This is a genomic window from Amphritea atlantica (assembly GCA_024397875.1).
Lineage (GTDB): Bacteria > Pseudomonadota > Gammaproteobacteria > Pseudomonadales > Balneatricaceae > Amphritea > Amphritea atlantica_B.
The window spans coordinates 3871407-3887722 of the sequence record CP073344.1; the positions used below are offsets into that span (position 1 = coordinate 3871407).

Here is a 16316-nt window from a genome sequence, read left to right on the forward strand (position 1 = left end):
ATATAAGGTATACTGAGCGCCAATTAAATTCTTATCCCGAGTACACTGTGTCTGATACCTCTTTCGCCTCCCTGAACCTTCCTCCCGCTATGCTCAGCAACCTCGCTGACCTTGGCTACAACGAGATGACGCCGATCCAGGCGGGCAGCCTGCCCCATGCCCTGGATGGCAAAGACCTGATCGCCAAGGCCAAAACCGGCAGCGGTAAAACCGCCGCCTTTGCCATCGGTTTGCTGCTGCAAATAAATCAGCGGGATTTCGGTACTCAGGCACTGGTGCTCTGCCCCACCCGTGAACTCAGCACCCAGGTTGCCAATGAGATCCGCCGTCTGGCGCGGTTTAAAGACAATATAAAACTGGTGATTCTCTGTGGCGGCCAGTCCGTCGGGCCGCAGATCGGCTCACTGGAACACGGTGCCCACATCGTAGTGGGGACTCCCGGCCGGATTCAGGACCTGATCCGCAAAGGCAAACTGAATCTGTCCCGCTGCAGCACCGTGGTACTCGATGAGGCGGACCGGATGCTGGATATGGGCTTTTACGAGCAGATCGAAGGCGTCATCAGCAATACCCCGAAACAGCGTCAGACACTGCTGTTTTCTGCCACCTACCCGGAGGGCATCAAAAAGCTCAGCGCCGATCTGCAGGTTGATCCTGTCGAGGTCACCGTAGAAGCGGTGCACAGCACCGGACAGATCGAACAGTCCTTCTACGCCCTGGAGCAGACCAAAAAACCGGACGCGCTGGCACGCATACTCAGCCATTTCAGCCCGGAATCCACGGTGATCTTCTGCAACACTAAAGATCAGTGCCGCGAGGTGTCAGACTACCTGCGTAACCTGGGCTATTTTGCCGCCGCCCTGCACGGGGATCTGGAACAGCGCGACCGTGATCAGGTGCTGGTGCAGTTTGCCAACCGCAGCAACACCATCCTGATCGCCACCGATGTCGCCGCCCGCGGCCTGGATATCAGCGATCTGTCGATGGTCATTAATTACGACCTGCCCCGTGATCCGGAAATCTACGTCCACCGTATCGGTCGTACCGGCCGCGCGGGCAAAGAGGGCACCGCGATCAGTCTCTACCGCGATTCTGAAGCCTATAAACTGGAAACCATCAGCGAATACCTGTCGCAGACCCTGCAGACCCATTCCCTCAGCAGCCTGAAAAAAACCAGCTCGGGTGAACCGGTTAAACCGGTAATGCGAACTCTCTGCATCGCCGGTGGTCGAAAGGATAAGATACGTCCCGGCGACATCCTCGGCGCTCTGACCGGTGAAGCCGGTATTGACGGCAGCGCCGTGGGCAAAATAGACATCTATGACTATGCGGCCTATGTGGCGGTAAAGCGGGAAGAAGCCCGTAAAGCCCACAGCCGCTTAGTCGACGGCAAGATCAAAGGCCGTCGCTTTAAAGTCAGAATGTTGTAAAAAAGTTTTACTGTGTGAGCAAAGGTATTTTAATATGGCTGTAGCATCGGCCCGGCATATTCTGGTAAAGACCAAGGCTGAAGCCGAAAAGCTGAAGCAACAACTGGAGAAAGGGGAGGACTTTGGCCGTCTGGCAAAACGACACTCTCTGTGTAACTCTGCCAAACGGGGTGGTGATCTCGGCGAATTCCGGCCCGGCACCATGGTAAAAGCGTTCGACGACGTGGTTTTCCGCAAGAAAGTACTGGAGATCCACGGACCGGTGAAAACGAAGTTTGGTTTTCATCTTATTCAGACCCTCTATCGCACCTAGGCCCAGTGCCGCGATAAAAGTCGCCAACTTAAGGAGGTGGTTCCTATGAAACCGGCCAAGAAACAACACCCCAAGTTTATTGAAGCGATGCAGAAACTCTCTGCCATGAATGAAGATGAACGCCTCTCCGACGAGAACAAAGAACTGTTTGATCAGGCCATCGCCTACGCGCCGCTGGAAGCGCAGCCGGCGTTGATGGCTATTCAGCGGAAATATGAGGAGCTTCATTAGGGGCTAAGAAGTGGCTAGACGTCGCTTCGCGACTTGCTAGTGGTTAGTTGCTAGAAAAAGCTTAAAGATCAAAAGATTAAAGAGAGCCGGGAGGCTCTCTTTTTTTGAGGCCGCCGCTGGTGAATCAAGGTTCATTTCAGGCTTTAACTCAAAGAAATAACACGTTTCTATTAATCTATCTCCCTTAATAACTAAATTCGAACACATCGAAGAATTCTAAGAGCTTTTCAATCTTCATCGGAATCATCGTGCCTTAAACTATCATCATCTTTATTAAACACATCATCTTGTTCGTTACCTTTAGATCTTTTTCGGAATTGATTCAAAACCCTAAAATCGGGGTCAATCCTATTCATATCAATTATACTCTGTAGTTCTTTATAGTGCTTTACATCACGCTTTCTAGATTTTATCCTGCGCATTAAATCTTCATAATCTCTAGTGGGTCTTTCTGAAAAATCAATCGACTCTAATAACTCTTTATGTCGCATAGAGTTATTAAGCGACTCCAAAATCTCTTTATGACGCCCAGCGCTTATATTAGACAAATTAGATCTTTCAATAATTTCTTTCAACTTCTCATTATCGATTACTCTTCTTTCTCTAATATGATTAACACTAGCATCCTCAATAGAACTTTCTTTTACTTCTATTGACAGGTTTGTCTTACCATCTTCCATAAAGGCTGATGTGCTATACATATGAAAACAATCGATATTTGACTCTCTATATATTTCTGCTTGTAACTCAGCTAAAGGGCCTATTATTTTTTTACCATTTGAATTTAATCTATACCACCAATCTTCTTTAGAGTCGTCCGTTATAAAAACAACTATTTTAATATTCTCTTCACTTGATTTATGCAAAATCTGCTTCCAAAGGATCAAGTCACCATACTGTCTTTCATAGTTTAATCCATCAAAAAAGAAGTGTGTTTCATCTCCGCTCTCTGATTTCCCAGCATCCTTATATCCAGGAGGTATTTTTTTAGCGTACCTTTCTGATCCCTCTTTAAATAACTCGTCCAACCAGTTCTGATCTTCTGGTTTATTCCCAATTCTATTCTCGAAGCAAGAATTTATTTGATCCCTTATTTTGTCATGGGATCTAACACAAGGCTGCTCGCTATTCCAATGCGCTACAGATTTTTTGTAGTTTGAAATACTTCTATATATTTCTTTCTCTAACTTCTCCGTATTTTCAAATAGTTTAGGAAATCTTCTTTTTAGAGCCAAACGTTCAAAATCACCGTTAAAAACATTTTGTATTTTTTCTAAATTACTTTCTATATCATTAAAAACTGACTTTTCATTTTTAATAACCTCTAAACGACGCCGTTGATACTCCAACCCTACTTGATATGGAATCCATACTTTGCCTTCTAGCGCCCGAAGTATCTTAAAAAAGTCATCTCTAGTTTGTTCTGCATACCCATATAGATTTAGAAGCACATTAGCATCAAACACAAATATGACCTGCTCATCTTTCCAAGCTTTCTTTAGTGTATCGATATCAAGATTGTAAAAAGCTTTAAACTGGTTCTTCATTTTCAGCCCTCTTAGCAGTTATCTAACGACAAATGGGGTCAGACTTAAATCATTCTAACTTCACTTATTTCATATCTTTAAGAAAAGAGAAAAGCTAAAAGGCAGCTACTGCATTCTCGTCCACTGAAAATGAGCGGGCTCATTGATCAGTTTGTATAGCGGGGCTATACATTTCCATTCCTTGAGTGTGCCTTAAACCGGAAGGCCATTCAATTAATCTGATCAACAGTATGGCACGGACCTCTTCCCCTCTGTGCAGCCGAGCATTGCAGGTTTCAAATGAATAAGGGCGAGGACTGTCTGAGGGCGAGTTTATAGTCGCAACTGACTACCCTTCGGGCCAGCTGAAGCTGTTCAGGCTTCGCCTGTCGCAGCCCCATTTGAAACCGAAACGCGTAGGGAAGTCGGCGAAGCCGACCAAACAGTGGGCACGGTTTTAGATTGTTAAGACTTTTGGGCGCCCAAAAGGCTTGACCCGCTCAGCGAGAGCGGAACAAGAAGCAAAGAATTACTGCGGTAATAAAGTAGACCTCCTGATTAAAGGGTTCAAAAACCATTTTGATCAAGCGCTTCCAACAATAAAAGAGCACCAATAGCCCTCCTCTTTTTGCTTTTACGCTTTTTCTAACGACTAGCGAGTCGCGAAGCGACGGTCTAGCAAGGGCGAAGCCCGTCTAGCGAGCAACGCGCTCTTCGTTGCGTTCTAACAGCCGATCTAAACATTAGGACCAATTTCGAGCTGGCTGCCATCACTAAACCGAGAAAACCGAAAGCGCGACAAATCATGCTGACTCTCTTGTTTATTGACGATCTGAGCGATGATTCTGCCGAAGGCGGGGCCGATACCAAAGCCGTGGCCGCTCATGCCGGTGGCGACGATGAGGCCTTCTAAATCGGGGACTCTGTCGACGATGGGTACGATATCGGGCATCGCATCGATCATGCCCGCCCAGGCATCCAGTATGGGGGGGATGCCAATCTGTGGAAATCTTTGCGCGAAGCGTTGTTGCATCACCTTGACCTTACCTTTGGCGGGGGCGGGATCGAGGAAGCGGGTGAGTTCGAACGGGGTGATCTCATCGGCGCTCCAGTGACGTTGCACTCGCCAGGCATCCGGTGAGTGGGCGATTTCGTTTATCCAGGGCCTGATCTCGTGGTAGTTCTGCAGTCCCGTTTTTAACCATTTTGGCAGTAAGCGGAACGAATCCGGGCCAATTAAGTGATCATGTGAATCGGTGAGTGCGATAGTATAGCCACCATCGCTACGTCGGCGCACCGCCAGTTTTTTATCGGCAAAGCTGGTTGTGGTAATGCTTTTCAGCGGCGCGGTTCGGGCAACGGAGGCGCGCACCGATAACTGCGGAATATTGATACCGTGACGGCGCAGAAACAGGGATGACCAGACGCCCCCGGCGACGACAACCTGTGATGTTCTGATGCGGCCGGCCTCAGTGATAACCCCGGTAATCTGGCCCGCTTCGATATCCAGTGTACGTACGGCACAGTTTTCCCGGATAAAAACCCCTTCGCTGTGGGCTAATTCAGCCACAGCAGGCACGGCTTGCCATGGCTCTGCGCGGGCATCACTGGCGGTATAGGTCGCGCCGACCCAGATGTTTTTTGCCCGAGGGTCAAGTTGAATATGTTGCTCAAGCTGAGCGCTGGACAGTGCCACGGTATCGACGCCATGGGCTGCGGCAATACTCAGCCACTCTTCCCGTTGCGCCTGCGCCGCTTCAGTTTGCGACAGATACATCACCCCGACCCGCTTAAACCCGGTGCGGCCGTTGACCTCTTTATCCATCGCCTCCCATAGCCGGGAGGCTTCCATCATAATCGGCAGTTCTGCGGCATCACGCCCATGCTGTCTGATCCAGCCCCAGTTGCGTGACGACTGCTCACCGGCAATACGACCTTTTTCGATCACCATCACGCTAAGCCCCGAGCGCACGATATTCAGGGCAGAAAAAATACCGATAACTCCGCCACCAATCACCACCACATCAACTTCATCAGGTAGCGGGTCATTAAACGCAACAGGCGTGTTCAGGGTGATCATAATGAGAGCCTTAAGATTAGCGTAGCGTTATAAATAAGATCCAAATGATCGAACCTGCACTTGATGGCAACGGTCCTTTGGCGTGATAGTGCCGCGGAGAGACCTTTAAAATCAATGAAGTAAGCGTCATTGATTTAAATACCCATTCACCTGAGTGTGCCTGAAACAAAAACCCGGTTCAATTACTCAAAAAGAGGTAGATCGCCGCGAGGCCCCCAGAGGCTATGCTAACGCGCCTCCAACAAAAAAAGAGAGCCTACAGCCCCCTTCTTCTTATTTTTCTTTTACGCTTTTTCTAGCCACTAGCAAGCGGCGAAGCCGCGTCTAGCCAGTCGCGTAGCGACGATCTGGCGAGCAACGTGCTCTTCGTTGCGGTCTAAAAACGCAATGCGTTTTTTCGTTGCGGTCTTAGGCTTTTTTACCCTTCCGGGCGTCGCGTACCAGAAAAGACCGCCCCTGGCCGCGTTTGAGTTCGAACAGATCGACCTCTTTAAACAGGCTGCTGAGGTTTTTATAGCCGTAGTTGCGGCAATCGAATGAGGTCCTGTTGGAGATATTCGCACCCACCGGGCCCAGCGCGGCCCAGCCGTCTTCATCTTCGGTGGCTTCAATCGCCTGACGCAACAGGTTGATCAGTTTGGTATCGGATTTGATATTTTTTGGCTTAGCGCTGCTGGCACTTTCGACGGCTTCCGGCTGATCCAGAAAGAGGAATTTTGAGCACGCATTCACAAAGGGCGATGGCGTCTTCCGTTCACCAAACCCCAGCACCATTTTGCCTTCGGCTAATGCCCGGGTGACCATGGGGGTAAAATCACAGTCGGATGAGATAAAGCACATCACATCGATATCTTTGGTGTACATGACATCCATCGCGTCGATCACCAGCGCGATGTCGGAGGCGTTTTTCCCTTTGGTGAGGTCATACTGCTGAACCGGCTGAATAGCGTACTCGTGCAGCAGCTCTTCCCAGGATTTCAGTGAGGGCGATTTCCAGTTGCCATAAGCTTTGCGAATCGTCACCACGCCGTACTTGGCCACTTCGCTCAGCACATCCACGAACTTGCTGGCCGGCGCGTTATCCGCATCAATAAACAGGGCTATCTTTTGCTTTATTTCGCTCATGTTAAAACCGCATCTCTGAATAGACTTAACAACTTATCCCCGCACCGGTAAAGCTGTCAAAGTATTACTGATAAAAGTGAGCAGATTACCGTGAGGCGTCCAGAGGGGCATGCTGGCGGCCCCTACAAAAAAGAGAACCAACAGTTCTCTTTTTTAGTTTTACGCTCTTTCTAGCCACTAGCAAGGGCGAAGCCCGTCTAGCCAGTCGCGAAGCGACGTCTAGCAACGGCTTTGAACGCGCAGCGACAATCTAACGAGCAACGCGCTCTTCGTTGCGTTCTAAAGACGCCTACTGCCTCGGAGCATAGGCAAAAACGTCGGAATGTATCTGAACCTCTTTAAGCCCCTTCTCTTCACAAGCGTCAAGCAGCGCGTATACCATCGCCGGTGAACCGCTGGTGAAGATCTGTGCGTTATCGAAGTTATCGAAGTCAGCCACCACGGCAGCCGGTAACAATGCAGTACGGCCGCCCCAGCCAGGGCTGTTGCCGGGTTCGCTGACCACCAGATGGACATGCACATTGGTGTGTTCATGGGCCCATTGCAGTGGTAGTTTTTCCAGGTAGAAATCCGCTTCGACCCGGGCACCCCAGTAGATATGGATCGGGTTCTTAACCTGATTCGCCAGCAGGTGCTCGGCTATCGATTTGATCTGGGCAAAGCCGGTGCTGGCCGCCGCCAGGATAATCGTGGTATCGGGTTTCAGCGACGAAGCTTCCAGATAACACTCGCCTTTGGGCAGTTCAATCTCGACACTGGGGTTATTCTGCAGATGATCCATTATGGCAACCGACAGTTCACCTTCCGGCATCCGGCGGATATGCAGTTCGATATCGCTGCTGAAGTCCGGTGCACTACCGATTGAGAAAGCGGCGCGGCGCTGATCCGGTAACAGCATCTCCAGATACTGTCCGGCATGAAACTCGATGGCATGACGGCCGGTAACCGGCAGATGCAAACGCACCCGGTAAACATCATGGCTTAGCTGCTCAACGGCGGCGATATCACAAACCAGTTTTTTCACTCGTAACTCTCCAGGGCGTAACAGCCCATCAATTCTGACCCTGATATCACTACACGGCACAGCGGTACAGGCAAATATCTGTGCGGGGTTGTCGCCTTCACCTAACTGCAGTTCCAGCTCTGGATATCGTTGCTTAATGCTGCCCTGCAACAGGGTCACTTTACAAATTTGACAGACGCCGTTGCGACAACTGAAACGCATGGTATAACCGGCGTTTTGCAGCGTATCGAACACCGGTTTCCCGGGGTCAGCCTCTATAACATATTGATCGTTAACCGTTATATGATAACGCTCAGTCACCCTAAATACCTAACTGATCCCAGATCTCATCAACCCGCTGCTTAACTTCCGGGGTCATCACGATCGGTTCACCCCATTCACGGGTCGTCTCTCCGGGCCACTTGTTGGTGGCATCCATCCCCATCTTCGAGCCCAGTCCGGAGACCGGGGAGGCGAAATCAAGATAGTCGATCGGGGTGTTATCGATCATGGTGGTATCGCGGATCGGGTCCATGCGCGTGGTAATCGCCCAGATCACATCGTTCCAGTCCCGGGCATTGATATCATCATCACAGACAATGACGAACTTGGTGTACATAAACTGCCGCAGGAAAGACCAGACACCCAGCATCACCCGCTTGGCGTGGCCCGGGTACTGCTTCTTCATCGTCACCACTGCCATACGGTAAGAACAGCCCTCGGGTGGCAGATAGAAATCGGTAATCTCCGGGAACTGCTTCTGCAGAATCGGCACAAACACTTCGTTCAGGGCGACACCCAGTACCGCCGGTTCATCCGGGGGACGTCCGGTATAGGTACTGTGATAGATCGGATCGGGCCGGTGGGTAATACGCTCTACGGTGAACACCGGAAAGCTGTCGACTTCGTTGTAATAGCCGGTATGGTCACCAAACGGCCCTTCATCGGCCATCTCGTCGGGATCGATATAGCCTTCGAGGATAAACTCGGCGGTGGCGGGCACCTGCAGGTCGTTACCGATACACTGAGTCACTTCGGTTTTACCGCCGCGTAACAGCCCGGCAAAGGCGTATTCTGACAGGGTATCCGGCACTGGGGTCACTGCCCCCAGAATAGTGGCCGGATCGGCACCCAGCGCCACCGCTACGGGAAAGTTCTCGCCCGGATGCTGTTCTTTCCATTCGCGGAAATCCAGTGCGCCCCCCCGATGCGACAGCCAGCGCATAATCAGCTTGTTTTTACCGATGACCTGCTGGCGGTAGATGCCCAGGTTCTGACGCTCTTTATACGGTCCTTTGGTAACCACCAGCGGCCAGGTCACCAGCGGGCCGGCGTCACCGGGCCAGCAGCGCTGTACCGGAATCTTGCCCAGATCGACATCATCGCCCTCAATGACATGGGTCTGACAGATCGCATTACGGACCTTTTTGGGGCCCATATTCAGTACCTGCTTAAAGATCGGCAGCTTCTCCCAGGCGTCTTTCATCCCTTTCGGCGGCTCGGGTTCTTTCAGCATCGCCAGCAGCTTACCCACTTCACGCAGACTGGCGACATCCTCCTGCCCCATCCCCAGCGCAACACGCCTCGGGGTACCAAACAGGTTTGCCAGCACCGGATAATCATAGCCTTTGGGATTTTCAAACAGCAGCGCCGGACCACCGGCCCGCAGCGTCCGGTCACAGATCTCGGTCATCTCCAGATCAGGATCGACTTCGACGGTGATACGCACCAGTTCACCTTGTTTTTCAAGGCTGTGGATAAAGTCTCGCAGGTCTTTGTATTTCAGGTTCGACATAGTATTCAGCAATAAAAAAGGGCAAGCGCTAAGCTTACCCTTTCAGAACAGAGATATGAATCAGGAACGACGCATGGAGAGGAAGAATTCTTCGTTGGTCTTGAAGTCCTTAAGCTTATCAAGGACAAACTCGATGGCGGCTGAATCTTCCATCGGATCCAGCAACTTACGCAGAATCCACATCCGCTGCAGCTCTTCTTCAGTGGTCAGCAGGTCTTCACGACGGGTACCGGAGCGACGGATATTGAAGGCAGGATAAATCCGCTTCTCCGCCACTTTACGGTCCAGATGCACCTCGGAGTTACCGGTACCCTTGAACTCTTCAAAGATAACCTCATCCATTTTTGAACCGGTATCAACCAGTGCGGTGGCGATGATGGTCAGGCTGCCACCCTCTTCGATATTCCGGGCGGCACCAAAGAAACGCTTAGGACGTTCCAGTGCGTGGGCATCCACACCACCGGTGAGTACTTTACCGGATGACGGGATCACGGTGTTGTAGGCACGGGCCAGACGGGTAATGGAATCAAGCAGGATAACCACATCCTGTTTGTGCTCGGTCAGGCGCTTGGCCTTTTCCAGCACCATCTCCGCAACCTGCACGTGACGTGACGGCGGCTCATCGAAGGTAGACGCAACCACTTCACCGCGAACGGTACGCTGCATCTCGGTTACTTCCTCCGGACGCTCATCGATCAGCAGTACGATCAGATGGACTTCCGGATTATTACGTTTAATTGAGTTGGCAATATTCTGCAGCATCAGGGTCTTACCGGCCTTCGGCGGAGACACCAGCAATGCCCGCTGGCCTTTACCCATCGGACACACCAGATCGATCACCCGGGCTGTCAGATCTTCTGTACTGCCGTTACCCAGCTCCATCTTCAACCGCTCCTGGGCAAACAATGGAGTCAGGTTTTCAAACAGAATCTTGTTCTTGGCATTTTCCGGCTTATCAAAGTTGATCTGATCAACTTTCAACAGGGCAAAATAACGCTCACTGTCTTTCGGCGGACGGATTTTACCGGAAATAGTATCACCGGTACGCAGGTTAAAACGCCGGATCTGGCTCGGAGATACATAAATATCATCAGGACCTGCCAGGTATGAACCTTCCGCCGATCGCAGAAAGCCAAAACCATCCTGCAGGATTTCCAACACGCCATCGCCGTAAATATCTTCACCACTCTTAGCATGACGCTTGAGAATCGCAAAAATAACATCTTGTTTACGGGAACGGCCCAGGTTATCTAGTCCCATCTCTTTTGCTATTTCTAGCAGTTCAGGAACGCTTTTCTTTTTAAGTTCGGTAAGATTCATAGGTTTTTGTGTAGTGTTGGAAGACAGGAATATGCCTTGAGCGGAATAGTAAAACTATTCAGATCAGATTGAATTGATAAAGTGAAATCAGAGTTCTAAACCAGAGTAATAATCCAGAGTTCTGGAAGAAAAGAGTTCTGGAAGAGAATCCGGTGTTTGGAGATGACACTATAATGCGTTGGTTAAAAAGAGTCCAGTAAATCAGGGAGCAAACCGTGATCCCGGTCACTCCCTGCGTATTTACCGACTAATGTCGTAAATTAATGCGCCTTAAATGCTGTCTTCAATGAAAGCAGCCAGCTGAGACTTTGACAGAGCGCCGACTTTAGTTGCTTCTACATTGCCATCTTTAAACAGCATCAGCGTCGGAATACCACGAATACCGAATTTGGGCGGCGTTTCATTGTTTTCATCGATATTCAGCTTACAGACTTTCAGCTTGCCATCGTAATCTTTGGCGATCTCTTCGAGAACCGGGGCAATCATCTTGCATGGACCGCACCACTCAGCCCAGTAATCAACCAGTACCGGACCATCCGCTTTCAATACATCATCTTCAAAAGAAGCATCGGTCACGTTAACAATATTTTCACTCATAAAAAGCCTCTGCAGTGAGATTCACTAAATATTAATAGTTACCGATCATACCACTGTCATCAAACGATTGTGAATATGCAGGGAATACCACAGGCATCAATATCCGGGTTGTTTGCGCTCTAATCAGCAACATATATCTGTTAAGATGGTTTCATTGTCCTTTTTGAAGCGTACGCACATGAATCAGGAAACAACCACCGGCTCAGGCGGGTACTCGCTGCTGGCTGCAATCGACCTTGGCTCTAACAGCTTTCATATCGTCGTCGCAAAACTCGTTCAGGGCGAGTTACAGCCAATCGATCTTTTATCAGAAAAAGTTCAGCTCGCCGCGGGCCTCGATGAAAACCGTATGCTGACGCCCGAAGCAATTCAACGGGGTCTGGAGTGTATGGAGCGTTTTGCTCAGCGGGTCAGGGATATTCCCGAGCAGCAGATCAGAATCGTGGGCACCAATGCGCTGCGGGAAGCGGTCAACAGCGACGATTTTATTCTCGAAGCAGAAAAGATCATGGGCTGTTCAATCGAGGTCATCGCCGGTATTGAAGAGGCCCGCCTGATCTATCTCGGGGTATCACATACCCTTGCCGGTGATAATGGCCGCCGGCTGGTCATCGATATTGGCGGCGGCAGCACTGAATTTATTATTGGCGAACGCTTTGAACCACTGGAGCTGGAAAGCCTTGAGATGGGCTGTGTCAGTTTCAACAACCGCTACTTTCCCGATGGTGTCATCACAGAGAAAAACTTTCAGCTGGCCGTTTTCGGTGCCCTGCGCGAATTACTGTCTATCAAACGCACCTATCGACAGCTGGGCTGGGAGGACTGTGTTGGCGCGTCCGGAACCATTAAAGCGGTTCGTAACGCCTGTATCACCCTCGGATACGCGACCGACAAAGTCAGCGCCTCAGCACTGCAGCAGCTGAAAGCTAAAATTCTGAGTTACAACCATGTCGATGAGATCGAAATCGATGGCTTAAAAGAGGACCGCCGCGCGGTGTTCCCCGCCGGTATCGCTATCCTCTCTGCAGCCTTTGAATCGCTGGGTATAAAAGAGATCCGTTTTTCAGAAGGCGCGCTGAGAGAAGGGCTGCTGTACGATATGGCCGGCCGCCTGCGCCACGAAGATGTTCGTGAACGCAGCATCAATGCGATGATGCAACGCTATCGTGTCGATCAGGAACAGGCGATGCGGATAGAACAGACCGCCCTGATCGCCCTGACTCAGGTCAGAGAAAGCTGGCATCTGGATAATAATGAATATCACAATATGCTCAGTTGGGCAGCCCGCTGCTGCGAAACCGGCCTGACAATCGCCCACAGCCAGTACCATAAACACAGTGCTTATCTGGTGCTGAACTCGGATCTGCCAGGATTCACCAAGCGCCAACAGGTTAAGCTGGCCGCCATTGTACAGGGGCACCGCCGCAAGTTTCCAACGTCGACTTTTGACCAGTTACTGCCCCGGGAGGCGAAGCACTATAGTCGTCTGACCATTCTTCTGAGACTGGCCTTTGTCCTCAACCGCAGCCGCAGCAGAGAGCGCCTGCCAGCCTTCCATCTGAGCGCAGAAGACAATCAACTGACGCTTGAATTTCCCGACAACTGGCTCAGCCATCAGCCACTCACTCAGGCGGACCTGGAGCAGGAAGCGGGCTATCTCGCGAATGCGGGGTATGCACTGGCGTTTAAGTAGCCAGACTTCGCTAACGGCGCAAGTAGCTAGACTTTGCTAACGGCGCGAGTAGCTAGACGTCACAAAGAGCGTGACTTGCTAGAACGGCGCTACGCGCCTGCTAGTTGCTAGGAAGAGCAGTTACGGAGTGGTGCAAGGCTTTTGTTTTTTGAACTTACGCTTTTAAAGCCATCGCTTACGAAGTGCAAAGCAAGCTTTCACTGCATAAGAAATTAAGAATGCTTTTTCTAGCTGTAGGAAGAGCAGCTACGGAGTGATTCGGAGATTTTGTTTTCTGAACTTACGCTTTTAAAGCAATCACTTACGAAGTACAAAGCAAGCCCTCACTGCACAAGACATTAAGAACGCTTTTTCTAGCGGTAGGAAGAGCAGCTACGGAGTGGTTCGGGGCTTTTGTTTTCTGAACTTGCGCCTTTGAAAAAATCACTTACAAAGTGCAAAGCAAGCCCTCACTGCTCAAGACATTAAGAACACTTATTCTAGCTGCAGGAAGAGCGGTTAGGGAGTGGTGCGGGGCTTTTGTTTTCTGAACTTCCGATTTTGAAGCAATCACTTACGAAGTACAAAGCAAGCCCTCACTGCTCAAGACATTAAGAACGCTTTTTCTAGCTGTAGGAAGAGCGGTTAGGGAGTGGTTCGGGGCTTTTTTTTAACTTACGCTTTTAAAGCAATAGCTTACGAAGCATAAGACAATCCCACACTTCGCAAGAAGTTAAGAACGCTTTTTCTAGCTGTAGGAAGAGCAGTTACGGAGTGGTGCGAGGCTTTTGTTTTTTGAACTTACGCTTTTGAAAAAATCACTTACGAAGTACAAAGCAAGCCCTCACTGCACAAGATATTAAGAACGCTTTTTCTAGCTGTAGGAAGAGCGGTTACTGAGCGATTCGGGGCTTTTGTTTTCTGAACTTGCGCCTTTGAAGCAATCACTTACAAAGTGCAAAGCAAGCCCGCACCGCACAAGAAGTTAAGAACGCTTCTTCTAGCTGTAGGAAGAGCGGTTACGGAGTGGTTCGGGGCCTTTGTTTTCTGAACTTCCGCTTTTGAAGCAATCACTTACAAAGTGCAAAGCAAACCCTCACTGCACAAGAAGTTAAGAACGCTTTTTCTAGCGGTAGGAAGAGCAGTTACGGAGTGGTGCGAGGCTTTTGTTTTTTGAACTTACGCTTTTAAAGCAATAGCTTACGAAGCATAAGACAATCCCACACTTCGCAAGAAGTTAAGAACGCTTTTTCTAGCAGTAGGAAGAGCAGTTACGGAGTGGTGCGAGGCTTTTGTTTTTTGAACTTACGCTTTTAAAGCAATAGCTTACGAAGCATAAGACAATCCCACACTTCGCAAGAAGTTAAGAACGCTTTTTCTAGCCACTAGCAAGCGGCGAAGCCGCGTCTAGCCACTAGCGACTGCTCTAAAAAAAAGGCTCCCGAGGGAGCCTTTTTTCATTCAATCAGCGCTTAAGCTTGCGGGCCTGCAGCGATGATTGATTCAGCAACACCTTCAAACTTGGTGAAGTTAGAGGTGAACTGACCGATCAGGTCTTTTGCTGTGGCGTCGTATGCACCTTTGTCTGCCCAGGTATCACGAGGATTCAGCAGAGCAGAGTCAACACCCGGTACAGCGGTCGGTACAGTCAGGTTGATACCATCCAGATGCTGCGTCTGAACATCGATCAGTGCGCCGTTCTGGATCGCTGCAATAATGCCGCGGGTTGTCGGAATATTGAAGCGGGAACCAGTACCGTAAGCACCACCCGTCCAGCCGGTATTTACCAGATATACCTGGCTGCCAAACTCTTCAATACGCTTGATTAGCAGGTCAGCATATTCGCTGGCCGGGCGCGGGAAGAACGGAGCACCGAAACAGGTAGAGAAGGTCGACTTAATGCCGCCACCAGAACCCATCTCAGTTGAACCAACCAATGCGGTATAACCCGACAGGAAGTGATACGCAGCCGCTTCTTTGGACAGAATAGATACCGGAGGAAGAACACCGGTCAGGTCGCAAGTCAGGAAGACAATCGCCTTAGGCTCGCCGCCCTTGTTCTCTTCAGTACGTTTTTCAACGTGCTCCAGAGGGTATGCACAACGGCCATTTTCAGTCAGTGAGGTGTCACTGTAATCGGCAGTACGATTTTCGTCCAGGGTCACGTTCTCAACAATCGCGCCGAAACGGATAGCATCCCAGATAATCGGTTCGTTCTTCTGGCTCAGGTCGATAGTTTTCGCATAGCAACCACCTTCCAGGTTGAAAACAACACCTTTACCCCAGCCATGCTCGTCATCACCGATCAGGTAACGCTCGGGATCTGCGGACAGGGTGGTCTTACCGGTACCAGACAGACCGAAGAACAGTGTGGTATCGCCATCTTCTCCGACGTTTGCAGAGCAGTGCATCGGCAGCACATCTTTTTCAGGCAGCAGGAAGTTCTGCACAGAGAACATCGCTTTCTTCATTTCACCCGCATAACGCATACCGGCCAGCAGTACTTTACGCTTGGCAAAGTTGATAATCACACAGCCATCGCTGTTAGTGCCGTCACGCTCAGGGTCACATTCGAAGCTGGCAGCATTAATAATCTGCCACTCTTCTTTAGACTTGGGATTAAACTCTTCCGGGCGGATAAACAGGTTCTGACCGAACAGATTCTGCCATGCAGTTTCAGTGGTCATCACAACCGGCAGGTAATGATTAGTATCAGAGCCTACGTGGACATTGGATACGAAATGCTCCCGGGCGGCCAGGTATTCCTCAACGCGAGCCCACAGGGCATCAAACTTATCTGCATCAAATGGACGGTTGATAGGACCCCAATGAATCTCATCGGATGTACTGGCTTCCTCAACGATAAAACGATCCATCGGAGAACGACCTGTACGCTTGCCAGTTTTAACAACCAGCGCACCTGTGTCAGCGAGAGTGCCTTCGCCACGCTGAATGGCTTTTTCAACTAGCTGAGCCGGGCTCAAATTTACGTGTACAGTGTTCACGGTTTCTTTGCTCATTGCTTGATTCCCTTGGCGTCTAGCCAAAAAAAGTAATTTACCTGATAAAGCTGCCTGACCCCTGTTCTTGTGAATTCCTGCCGGAAAACCAACGGGGCCGTTATTATAAGGAGGCGTATTATGTCAAAAAAGCCTGCAAAACACCATCGACCCGGAGATTTCTTGGCTGCAAAAGAAAACCTTCCTGAGACGAAAAAACAACAG

Annotated in this window: 12 protein-coding genes; 4 read left to right on the forward strand and 8 right to left on the reverse strand. The window is 50.1% G+C overall.

Features of this window, described 5'->3' with window-relative positions; translation table 11 throughout:
* Positions 1 to 47: 47 nt before the first annotated feature.
* The 3 genes from dbpA to KDX31_17890 are packed head-to-tail and all read left to right on the forward strand — an operon-like array spanning position 48 to position 1974.
* Positions 48 to 1430 (forward strand): ATP-dependent RNA helicase DbpA, encoded by a 1383-nt coding sequence (gene dbpA / locus KDX31_17880; protein ID UTW03171.1) that lies wholly within the window; start codon positions 48 to 50, stop codon positions 1428 to 1430.
* A 34-nt stretch (positions 1431 to 1464) separates the two neighbouring features.
* Positions 1465 to 1743: a peptidylprolyl isomerase gene (locus KDX31_17885; GenBank protein UTW03172.1), complete on the forward strand. Its 279-nt coding sequence runs from the start codon at positions 1465 to 1467 to the stop codon at positions 1741 to 1743.
* A 45-nt stretch (positions 1744 to 1788) separates the two neighbouring features.
* Entirely contained in the window at positions 1789 to 1974 is a 186-nt protein-coding gene (locus KDX31_17890) for a hypothetical protein (protein ID UTW03173.1), read from the forward strand.
* A gap of 227 nt (positions 1975 to 2201) precedes the next feature.
* Here the strand turns inward: KDX31_17890 and KDX31_17895 are convergent, their stop codons facing one another.
* The 7 genes from KDX31_17895 to trxA form a co-directional block, all read right to left on the reverse strand.
* Positions 2202 to 3521, reverse strand: a complete 1320-nt coding sequence (locus tag KDX31_17895) for a DUF4935 domain-containing protein (protein ID UTW03174.1) — start codon at positions 3519 to 3521, stop codon at positions 2202 to 2204.
* A 715-nt stretch (positions 3522 to 4236) separates the two neighbouring features.
* On the reverse strand, positions 4237 to 5580 hold the full coding sequence (locus KDX31_17900; protein UTW03175.1) for an FAD-binding oxidoreductase: 1344 nt from the start codon (positions 5578 to 5580) through the stop codon (positions 4237 to 4239).
* A gap of 408 nt (positions 5581 to 5988) precedes the next feature.
* Positions 5989 to 6705, reverse strand: coding sequence for an NYN domain-containing protein (locus KDX31_17905; GenBank protein UTW03176.1), 717 nt, complete (start codon positions 6703 to 6705; stop codon positions 5989 to 5991).
* 289 nt (positions 6706 to 6994) lie between these two features.
* Positions 6995 to 8029 (reverse strand): 2Fe-2S iron-sulfur cluster binding domain-containing protein, encoded by a 1035-nt coding sequence (locus KDX31_17910; GenBank protein ID UTW03177.1) that lies wholly within the window; start codon positions 8027 to 8029, stop codon positions 6995 to 6997.
* Position 8030: 1 nt separating this feature from the next.
* Positions 8031 to 9503 (reverse strand): 4-hydroxy-3-polyprenylbenzoate decarboxylase, encoded by a 1473-nt coding sequence (ubiD, locus tag KDX31_17915; protein ID UTW03178.1) that lies wholly within the window; start codon positions 9501 to 9503, stop codon positions 8031 to 8033.
* A 60-nt stretch (positions 9504 to 9563) separates the two neighbouring features.
* Positions 9564 to 10823, reverse strand: coding sequence for a transcription termination factor Rho (rho, locus tag KDX31_17920; GenBank protein ID UTW03179.1), 1260 nt, complete (start codon positions 10821 to 10823; stop codon positions 9564 to 9566).
* A 270-nt stretch (positions 10824 to 11093) separates the two neighbouring features.
* Positions 11094 to 11420, reverse strand: a complete 327-nt coding sequence (gene trxA, locus KDX31_17925; GenBank protein ID UTW03180.1) for a thioredoxin TrxA — start codon at positions 11418 to 11420, stop codon at positions 11094 to 11096.
* A 178-nt stretch (positions 11421 to 11598) separates the two neighbouring features.
* Here trxA and ppx point away from each other — a divergent pair, with 178 nt between their 5' ends.
* Positions 11599 to 13113: an exopolyphosphatase gene (ppx, locus tag KDX31_17930; GenBank protein UTW03181.1), complete on the forward strand. Its 1515-nt coding sequence runs from the start codon at positions 11599 to 11601 to the stop codon at positions 13111 to 13113.
* 1451 nt (positions 13114 to 14564) lie between these two features.
* Here ppx and KDX31_17935 read toward each other — a convergent pair.
* Positions 14565 to 16112, reverse strand: coding sequence for a phosphoenolpyruvate carboxykinase (locus KDX31_17935; GenBank protein UTW03182.1), 1548 nt, complete (start codon positions 16110 to 16112; stop codon positions 14565 to 14567).
* Between the last annotated feature and the right edge of the window lie 204 nt (positions 16113 to 16316).

Coding starts and splice junctions, on each gene's coding strand:
- KDX31_17885 (UTW03172.1), top strand. CDS start 1,465: ATGGCTGTAGCATCGGCCCGGCATATTCTGGTAAAGACCAAGGCTGAA.
- KDX31_17890 (UTW03173.1), top strand. CDS start 1,789: ATGAAACCGGCCAAGAAACAACACCCCAAGTTTATTGAAGCGATGCAG.
- KDX31_17895 (UTW03174.1), bottom strand. CDS start 3,521: ATGAAGAACCAGTTTAAAGCTTTTTACAATCTTGATATCGATACACTA.
- KDX31_17900 (UTW03175.1), bottom strand. CDS start 5,580: ATGATCACCCTGAACACGCCTGTTGCGTTTAATGACCCGCTACCTGAT.
- KDX31_17905 (UTW03176.1), bottom strand. CDS start 6,705: ATGAGCGAAATAAAGCAAAAGATAGCCCTGTTTATTGATGCGGATAAC.
- ubiD (UTW03178.1), bottom strand. CDS start 9,503: ATGTCGAACCTGAAATACAAAGACCTGCGAGACTTTATCCACAGCCTT.
- rho (UTW03179.1), bottom strand. CDS start 10,823: ATGAATCTTACCGAACTTAAAAAGAAAAGCGTTCCTGAACTGCTAGAA.
- trxA (UTW03180.1), bottom strand. CDS start 11,420: ATGAGTGAAAATATTGTTAACGTGACCGATGCTTCTTTTGAAGATGAT.
- ppx (UTW03181.1), top strand. CDS start 11,599: ATGAATCAGGAAACAACCACCGGCTCAGGCGGGTACTCGCTGCTGGCT.
- KDX31_17935 (UTW03182.1), bottom strand. CDS start 16,112: ATGAGCAAAGAAACCGTGAACACTGTACACGTAAATTTGAGCCCGGCT.